At 60.7% G+C, this 7,761-nt stretch carries 9 protein-coding genes; 4 read left to right on the forward strand and 5 right to left on the reverse strand.

Going from position 1 to position 7,761, the window contains the following annotated elements:
• Positions 1-146 precede the first annotated feature (146 nt).
• The gene (locus AC1D06_RS19975; protein ID WP_477987591.1) at positions 147-365 is read left to right on the forward strand and encodes a hypothetical protein; all 219 of its coding nucleotides are present in this window, start codon (positions 147-149) and stop codon (positions 363-365) included.
• Here AC1D06_RS19975 and gor read toward each other — a convergent pair.
• From gor to rpiA, 3 genes are all read right to left on the reverse strand, one after another.
• Positions 335-1,723, reverse strand: coding sequence for a glutathione-disulfide reductase (gene gor, locus AC1D06_RS19980; protein ID WP_477987592.1), 1,389 nt, complete (start codon positions 1,721-1,723; stop codon positions 335-337). The two genes, AC1D06_RS19975 and gor, sit on opposite strands and share 31 nt — an antisense overlap.
• A 119-nt stretch (positions 1,724-1,842) precedes the next feature.
• Complete coding sequence (locus AC1D06_RS19985) at positions 1,843-2,367, reverse strand: DUF2059 domain-containing protein (RefSeq protein ID WP_477876690.1); 525 nt, start codon at positions 2,365-2,367, stop codon at positions 1,843-1,845.
• Positions 2,368-2,385: 18 nt separating this feature from the next.
• Complete coding sequence (gene rpiA, locus AC1D06_RS19990) at positions 2,386-3,084, reverse strand: ribose-5-phosphate isomerase RpiA (RefSeq protein WP_477987593.1); 699 nt, start codon at positions 3,082-3,084, stop codon at positions 2,386-2,388.
• Between the two features lie 184 nt (positions 3,085-3,268).
• On the opposite strand from rpiA, the gene AC1D06_RS19995 reads away from it, so the two are divergent.
• The gene (locus tag AC1D06_RS19995; RefSeq protein ID WP_477987594.1) at positions 3,269-3,940 is read left to right on the forward strand and encodes an HAD family hydrolase; all 672 of its coding nucleotides are present in this window, start codon (positions 3,269-3,271) and stop codon (positions 3,938-3,940) included.
• Positions 3,941-3,954: 14 nt separating this feature from the next.
• Entirely contained in the window at positions 3,955-4,557 is a 603-nt protein-coding gene (locus AC1D06_RS20000) for a DUF488 domain-containing protein (protein WP_477987595.1), read from the forward strand.
• A gap of 146 nt (positions 4,558-4,703) precedes the next feature.
• Here AC1D06_RS20000 and AC1D06_RS20005 read toward each other — a convergent pair whose 3' ends face one another.
• Both AC1D06_RS20005 and AC1D06_RS20010 read right to left on the reverse strand, forming a co-directional pair.
• The gene (locus AC1D06_RS20005) at positions 4,704-6,668 is read right to left on the reverse strand and encodes a L,D-transpeptidase family protein (RefSeq protein WP_477987596.1); all 1,965 of its coding nucleotides are present in this window, start codon (positions 6,666-6,668) and stop codon (positions 4,704-4,706) included.
• Between the two features lie 378 nt (positions 6,669-7,046).
• Positions 7,047-7,394: an ArsR/SmtB family transcription factor gene (locus AC1D06_RS20010; RefSeq protein ID WP_477876695.1), complete on the reverse strand. Its 348-nt coding sequence runs from the start codon at positions 7,392-7,394 to the stop codon at positions 7,047-7,049.
• A 162-nt stretch (positions 7,395-7,556) separates the two neighbouring features.
• Between AC1D06_RS20010 and AC1D06_RS20015 the strand changes: the two genes are divergently transcribed.
• Positions 7,557-7,761, forward strand: a 205-nt coding sequence (locus AC1D06_RS20015; protein ID WP_477987597.1) for a hypothetical protein, incomplete at its 3' end; no start/stop codon positions are given.

Below are 7,761 nucleotides of genomic sequence, written 5' to 3' on the forward strand. Positions count from 1 at the left end.
CCATGCCATCCGGCCGGCGCACGATCCATAGACGCAAAATTGCATGGACGCATGCTTCAGCCATGAAAGACCCGTTTCATGCGCGCCTCTACAGCCACGCCGGCCTCGGCACTACGTCTGCGCTATTCCAACCGATGGAGACGAAAATGTCCAGAGACTGGTTCACACTGACCCGTAAGCCGTTGCTCACCAAGCATTCCGATCCGCTGGCAGATCCACTCGACGGCGGCGACTGGCAAGGTCTCGAATGGACCCTACCCTTGCTTGCCCGCATGTCCGGCGGCGATCGGCAGTCGCCGACGGATGGCGCGCTGCCACACCCGCACGCCCGAATTCAGACGCGCTCGCCGTTCCTGATCCGGTAAGTCGGCTGATACATGGTGACCAATTCTTCGGCCGCAGTCGGATGCACCGCCATCGTGCGGTCGAAATCGTCCTTGGTGCAGCCGGCCTTGAGCGTGATGCCAAGGATCTGCGCCATCTCGCCGGCGTCATGGCCAAGGATATGCGCCCCCACCACCTTGCGGTCGGCGGCATTGACGATGAGCTTCATGATCATCCGGTCGCTGCGGCCCGAAAGCGTCGCCTTCATTGGCCGGAATTCGGCGCGGTAGATTTCGAGCTCGTCGAACTTCTTCGACGCCGCTTCCTCGCTCAGGCCGACCGTACCGATTTCCGGCTGCGAAAACACGGCCGTGGCGATCAGGTCGAGATCCGGTGATGTCGGATTGTTACGGTATTCGGTTTCGATGAAGCACATCGCTTCATGGATCGCCACCGGCGTCAGTTGCACCCGGTCGGTGCAGTCGCCCAGCGCAAAGATGCCCGGAACACTGGTGCGCGAATAGGCGTCGACGACGATCGAACCCTTCTGGTCGAGCGCGACACCGGCCGCCTCCAGACCCAACCCATTGGTATTGGGCGTGCGGCCGAGCGCCAGGAATACCTGCGCCGCCTTGAGCTCCTTGCCCTGCCTGGTGGTCGCGGTACGCGTGCCATCGGCATTGAGCCTGACTTCCGTGATCACATCCCCGCAAAGGATCTTGATGCCTTTGCTTTCCATCTCTTTGTGCAGGCCCTGGCGCAGGTCCTGGTCGAAGCGCGACAGGATTTCCCTGCCACGATAGATCATCGTCGTCTCGACGCCCATGCCGTGGAAGATGTTGGCGAATTCGACAGCGATATAGCCGCCGCCCTCGATGATGATTGATTTCGGCAGATGCGGCAGATGGAAGGCGTCGTTGGAGCTGATCGTGTGCTCATGACCGGGCAGCGATCCATGCATCGAGGGTGCGCCGCCGACGGCGAGGATGATCCGTTCCGCCGTCACTGTCTTGCCGGTCGATTTCAACAGGATGCTGTGCGGGCCGGTCAGTTCGGCGCGGGTTTCGAGGATTTCGGCGCCGGCACCGGTCAGCCCCTTGCGATAGAGGCCTTCGAGGCGCGCGATTTCCCTGTCCTTGGCGGCGATCAGCTTTTCCCAGGAAAACGAGGTTGCGCCGACGGTCCAGCCGAAGCCGACGGCATCCTCGAAATGCTCATGATATTGCGATGCATAGACCAGCAGCTTCTTCGGCACGCAGCCGCGGATGACGCAGGTGCCGCCGAAACGATATTCCTCGGCGATCGCCACCTTCTTGCCGAGCGAGGCGGCCACCCGCGCGGCACGCACGCCGCCCGAACCTCCGCCGATGACAAACAGATCATAATCGAAATCCGGCATGCGAAACCCCTGTCAGTGGATGCCCGGAGCATATGGAGAGAGTCCGGGCAAAAGAAAAGCCCGTCTCGCGGAAACGGGCTTTCGGATTGATCAGCGGTGCCTGTAGGGCGCCGAAATCGTTATTTCTTCTTTTTCTGCGCTTCGATCTTGGCTTCGAGCTCGTCCTCTGTCGCCTTGGACATGTCGCGAGAAATGCCGGATGCCCAGATGTCGCCGGCCTTGGAGAGTTCGCGGATCGAAAGAGGGCCGTACTTCAGGAGCTTCTGGCCCGCCGGCGTCGCGTAGAAGGCGGCGATCTGGTTGAGTTCGTCCTCGCTGAACGCCTTGGCGTAAATGCGGGCGGCTTCCTTTTCGAGATCGGCGCGGCGCGATGCGAATTTCAGCGCCTGCTCGTCCACGACATCGTTGATCAGCTCTTCGTAATTCGGCGAGCCCTGGATCATCGTCGTCTTCAGCTGCATCGAGATGGTGGGCAGGATGTTGTCGAACGGATCGGTGATGTGGATCGCAGCGATGGCCGCACGCGCCGCCTTGAGATGCGAGTCCGTGATATTGTCATCAGCAGCCAGCGCGCTCGTCGCAGCAATGCCAATGGCAAACATCGCGCCCATAGCGACCCGTCCGAGCATGTGCATCTTCATCATGGGATATTCTACTCCTCGTCAGATTTTTGGCGACAGCGTCCGCGCGGCCGTCGGGCCGGCAATGATGGCAAGCGAAGCCAGATTGATAAAAAGCCCGTGTTCCACGACGCCTGGAATGGCGTTCAGACTCGATGCCAGAGCCTCTGCATCAGAAATGCGGCCAAAAGAAGCATCGAGGATATAGTGTCCGCCGTCGGTTTTGAAGAAACCGTCGCCGGATTTGCGCTGCTCGATCTCGCCGCTCAGGCCGAGCGCGGAAGCAACCCGCTCGATTGCGATTCGCGTCGACACCAGTCCAAATGGATTGACCTCGATCGGCAGCGGAAAGGCGCCGAGCGTCTCGACCAATTTGGTCTCGTCGGCAATGACAATCATGCGTCCAGAGGCAGCGGCAACAATTTTTTCGCGCAGCAGCGCCCCGCCGCCACCCTTGATCAGGCGCAGCGAAGAGTCCACCTCATCGGCGCCGTCGATCGTCAGGTCGAGCTCCGGCAGTTCGTCCAGCGAATTGAGCGGCACACCGAGTTCCAGGCAGAGCCGTGCAGTGCGTTCCGAAGTCGGGACACCTCGGACTTGAAAACCTTCCGAAACCTTTTCGGCGAGAAGCCGGACGAACTCTTCCGCGGTCGAACCGGTGCCGATCCCGAGTCGCATGCCATCTTCGACATGTTTCAACGCCTCGGCGGCAGCGGTGATTTTCATTTGCCGGGCGTCCATGCGCCAGGGTCTCCGATTGATCGTGGATCGGGCTTTTACACGAGCTTTTCAGGGAACGAAAGGCGCAATGACCAATTTCAACGGGGCTTTCCGCTTTATTTGAAAGCGCCTCTACCTGGCAGTTTGCAATTGCCCGCGGCTTGCCCTATCGGTCTCCGCAACCGCTCATTTCCGGGAGAATTCAGTGCCCCCCGTGCTTGCCGTTTTCGATCTCGATGGAACCCTGATCGACACCGCCCCCGACCTCATCGACAGCCTCAATCATACGATTGCCGCCCGCTCACTCGAACCGCTCGTCTATTCCGACCTGACTCACCTCGTCGGCTCCGGTGCCCGTGCCATGATCGAGCGCGCGTTCGCGCTGCGCGGCCGGCCGTTGGGCAACGGCGAGCTTGAACCGATGATCGACCGCTTCGTCGAGCATTACCGCGCCGGCATGCCGGGCAAGAGCCAGCCCTATCCCGGCCTTGTCCAGGCCCTCGACCGGCTTGAGACCGCCGGCCTGCGTTTTGCCGTCTGCACCAACAAGATGGAGGGTCTGGCGCGGCCGCTGCTCGAAACGCTGGGGCTTTCGGACCGCTTCAGCGCCATCACCGGCGGCGATACGTTTGCCGTCCGCAAGCCGGACGCCGAACACCTGCTCGGTACGATCCGCCTCGCCGGTGGCGATCCGGCACGCACGGTGATGATCGGCGACAGCCTCAACGACTTCAAGGTCGCGGCCAATGCCAATGTGCCATCGATCGCCGTGCCCTTCGGCTATTCCGAAGTGGCGGTCGAAACCCTGAACCCGACTGTTGTCATCGAGAATTTCGATGAACTCACGGCCGAACTGATCGACCGGCTGGTCGCCTGAGGCGGACGGCCACGATGGAGTCGGCCGGCACAATCTGGACGATCGGCCATTCCAATCTCGGCATCGACGTTTTCATGGGACTGCTCAAGGCGGCTGGCATCGAGGCCGTGGCCGATGTCCGCAGTTCGCCGTGGTCACGGCATAATCCGCAGTTCAACCGCGAGCCGTTGAAAGATAGCCTCAAAGCCGCCGGCATCACCTATGCCTGGCTCGGCGCGGAACTGGGCGGACGGCCGAGCGAACCCCGCTATTATTGCGAAGGCGTCGCGGACTATCGCCTGATGCGCCAGGCGCCAGCGTTTGCCTCCGGCCTCGAGCGAATAACAAACGGCGCCAATACCTATCGCGTCGCCTTGATGTGTGCGGAAAAGCATCCGCTCAACTGCCACCGTTGTCTGTTGGTTGGACGGGCATTGCACGAGGCCGGCCGCCCCATCGTCCACCTGCTGCACGACGGCGCCACGATGACGCAGGCGGATGTGGAAGAAGAGCTGCTGGTGTTGGCCGGGCGGGATGGCGCCGATCTCTTCGCGCCGCATCGGGAGCGGGTGGATGCGGCCTATTGGACGCAGAACAGCAAGAATGCTTTTGCGGATCCAAGGAAGTCCGAAGGATAGCCGAAAACGCGAGAGTTTTCGGCCGCGACAGCACCGCAAAGGCCCTTCTCTCCCACAAGCGCCAGGAAGACCCAGCGGCACCGCCTCAAAATACAAAAGGCGCCACCGGTCACCCAGCAGCGCCTTTCGAGTAAAATCATCCGGTCTCAGCTTGCCGCGTGACGCACCTTCTCAGTCGCGTCAAATGCCTTCTGCAGGTAGTTGTCGCGGCTGTAGACGTCATCGAAATATTCCACCACGCCATCCTTGTTCGGATAGGCGGTGAAATAGGCGATGTAGATCGGGAACGGCCGCGGCACTTTGACCTGCTCGTTCTGGCCGGTGGCGATATGCGAGGTGATGTCCTCGACGGTCGTGTCCATCACCGCCGCCGCCATCTTCTTCGGATCGGACAGACGCACGCAACCATGGCTCAACGCGCGCATGTCGCGCTTGAAGAAGCTCTTCTGCGGCGTGTCATGCATGTAGATCGCATGCTTATTGGGGAACATGATCTTGACTTGGCCGAGCGCATTTCCGGCACCCGGCGGCTGACGGACGTCGACCGCGTCGGTCGTCTGCCAGTCGATGTCGGACGAGGAAACCTGCTGGCCGTTGACCGAGGTCTCATAGCCGAGGCGGTCGAGATAGCTCGGGTCCTGGCGCAGATGCGGCAGCATTTCGTTGACGATGATCGAGCGCGGCACGCCCCAATAAGGATTGTACTCGACGAGCCGCACCTGGTCCTCGAAGAAGAAGGTCTGATGGCCCGGCGAGCCGACGACCACCCTCATGCTGAACTGTTCCTGGTTGTTTTCATGGTAATAGACCAGGAAGGCAGCCTGATTGATGAACACATAGCGTTCGCCGAGATCGTTCGGCAGCCAGCGCATCTGTTCCATCGCCACGGTAAGCTTGTGGATCTTGGAATCCTGGGTTTCGACGGCACCACCCATCAGCACTTTGACGGTGCCCTTGCCGATGATCCCGTCACCCTTGAGGCCCTTCTCAGCCTGGAACGCGGCGACGAGCTTGGCGAGTTCAGGCGTATAGTCCTGGCTATCCTGGTAAGAGGCAAGCGTCAGCGACTGATCGAGCTTCAGCTTGTCGGAACCCTTCTGGCGGATGGCCGCGACGATGTTCGGCAGTTGGTCGCTCGACATGCCGGGCTTGAGCGTCGAAGTCAGTGTGATCTCGATCTTGGCTGGCTGCTGCTGACCGCCTTGGTCACCGCGCAGCTTGGCAAGTTCGGCTTTCAACTGCTCGAACTGCGCATTGGAAGGCGCGCGGCTGTTGAGATAGGCCTTGATATCAGGCGAGGCCGAAATCACCCGCATCGCACCGACGAGGTTCACGTCCTTGCGTTTGAAATCATAGTATTCAGCGATCCTGTTCGGATCGATGCGGCCGCGAACGTCGTCTTCGACGAAGGTCAGGACAGCGGCGCTGAGCTCGATCTCGAATTGCATCAGTTGCCGCTGCTTGGTCGTCGCATCGACGGCAGCGAATGTGTCGGTCGGATCCTGGACCTGATAGTCGGCGGGATCGAGGCCGACCTTATCCGCGGCGGCCAGTGCCGCCAGCGCGTCGCGCGCCTTCTGCGTCACGCCATGGGCGTCGACCCAGAGCAGGCCGTTATGTTGAGCGTAGAAAGTCTCGATAGCGGCGGCCACCTCGGCGGGCGCCTTGGCCCGCACATCCATCATGTAGGCGCGCGGATTGTTGCTAAAATCCATCGCCGCCGGGACGCTGACGTCCTGGATGGAGCCGGTATTGCTCGCATCGGCCGTCTTGGCGGGGTCAACCGCAGCCGTTTCCATCTTCGGCGCGAACTTAGCGACGTTGACCAACTTCAGGCCGTCGGCCTTGTAGGTGAAGTAGCGCGGCGCCGAAACCTTGGGAAGCGGCCGGCCGGCACCCGGGCTGTCGGGAAACGCACCGTCGTCGTCGTCGAGCGAACCCGCGAGATCGCTGCGGCCGAACAGGCTGCTGCTCTTCTTGCTGGTGTGGCTCGACGTCTTGTTACCGGTCAGGAAGTCGAGGAGCGTCGCCGAATGCGCCGCAGGCGCGCCAAAGGTGAATGCGCAGGAGATGGTCAGGGCAGCAATCGCCGCGGTCTTCAAAGGCTTCATCTTATATCAATTCCCAACGGACCGGAGCGTTCCGGCCGAATATCCCGATGTTGAGCAAGTCATAGCTGATTGCCCGGCGCTTGAAAAGAAAACGGATAACCCCGCCCCTTCATTCAGGGGGTCACATATTTGTGACCTCTTTTTGTCGCTATGTTTGCGCGGGCTCTAATAACATGCTGATAACCTTAACATTTTATTAAGGCTGCTAATATTCCATTCCGCCGTGTCCCGCAGCGGCGGCATTGCGCCGCCGAGACATTTGCCCGGCGATGTGACCAAAATGGCACTCGCATTTTGGTAGTTCTACTCCATCATGCAAGGATGGGTTGCTTGACTGGGGCGAAACGGATCGGATAGCACCCGCCGCCGGACCGCCGATCAACAGCTCGGGGCACGCCTGTCGCAATGCAGCGAATCAAGCGCCGGCTTGACAATGTCCGGATTGCCGCCGCAACAGTCCTGCAGGAGATAGCCGAGCAGCTCGCGCATCGCGCTCATTTCGGCGAAATAGCGAATGTTGCGTCCTTCGCGCTGCGAGCGGATCAGTTCGGTGGAGGAAAGCAGGGTCAGATGCGCCGAAAGCGTATTGGGCCTGAGATCGAGCGCAGAAGCGATCTCGCCGGCATTCAGCCCCTGCCCGCCGGCGCCGACAAGCAGTCGGAATATATCAAGGCGGCCGCGGTGGGACAAAGCCGTCAGCTTGTTGATCGGGGTTGTTTTTTCCATCGCTGCACTATTCATGCGGTAACCGTGAACGCAAATGAAGTTTTGTTAAGAAGTATATAGTGTCGCAGCCCGCGCAATGCACGCTGTAAATTGAGCCACACACAGGCAACTTGCCTTTCGCCGTTCATACCGCTTCAATGGCAGCAACGACGGAGAGGTTCCATGCGGCACTGTTTCATCCCGGTTGTCATGCTTCTGGCGGCACTGGCCGCCCACCCAGCCGCGGCGAGAGAGCCGACGGAGGTGAAGCTTGTCATGGGCGATCCGGTCGACTGGAAGGTCGGCGAACTCGCCGGCAAATATGTCTACTCCGACGCGCAGGGACGAAGCTGGACGGTCAAGCTCAAGCCTGGCGACAGGGTCGACG

Source organism: Rhizobium sp. P2_G2, from assembly GCF_056403555.1.

Coding starts and splice junctions, on each gene's coding strand:
- AC1D06_RS19975 (WP_477987591.1), top strand. CDS start 147: ATGTCCAGAGACTGGTTCACACTGACCCGTAAGCCGTTGCTCACCAAG.
- gor (WP_477987592.1), bottom strand. CDS start 1,723: ATGCCGGATTTCGATTATGATCTGTTTGTCATCGGCGGAGGTTCGGGC.
- AC1D06_RS19985 (WP_477876690.1), bottom strand. CDS start 2,367: ATGATGAAGATGCACATGCTCGGACGGGTCGCTATGGGCGCGATGTTT.
- rpiA (WP_477987593.1), bottom strand. CDS start 3,084: ATGGACGCCCGGCAAATGAAAATCACCGCTGCCGCCGAGGCGTTGAAA.
- AC1D06_RS20000 (WP_477987595.1), top strand. CDS start 3,955: ATGGAGTCGGCCGGCACAATCTGGACGATCGGCCATTCCAATCTCGGC.
- AC1D06_RS20005 (WP_477987596.1), bottom strand. CDS start 6,668: ATGAAGCCTTTGAAGACCGCGGCGATTGCTGCCCTGACCATCTCCTGC.
- AC1D06_RS20010 (WP_477876695.1), bottom strand. CDS start 7,394: ATGGAAAAAACAACCCCGATCAACAAGCTGACGGCTTTGTCCCACCGC.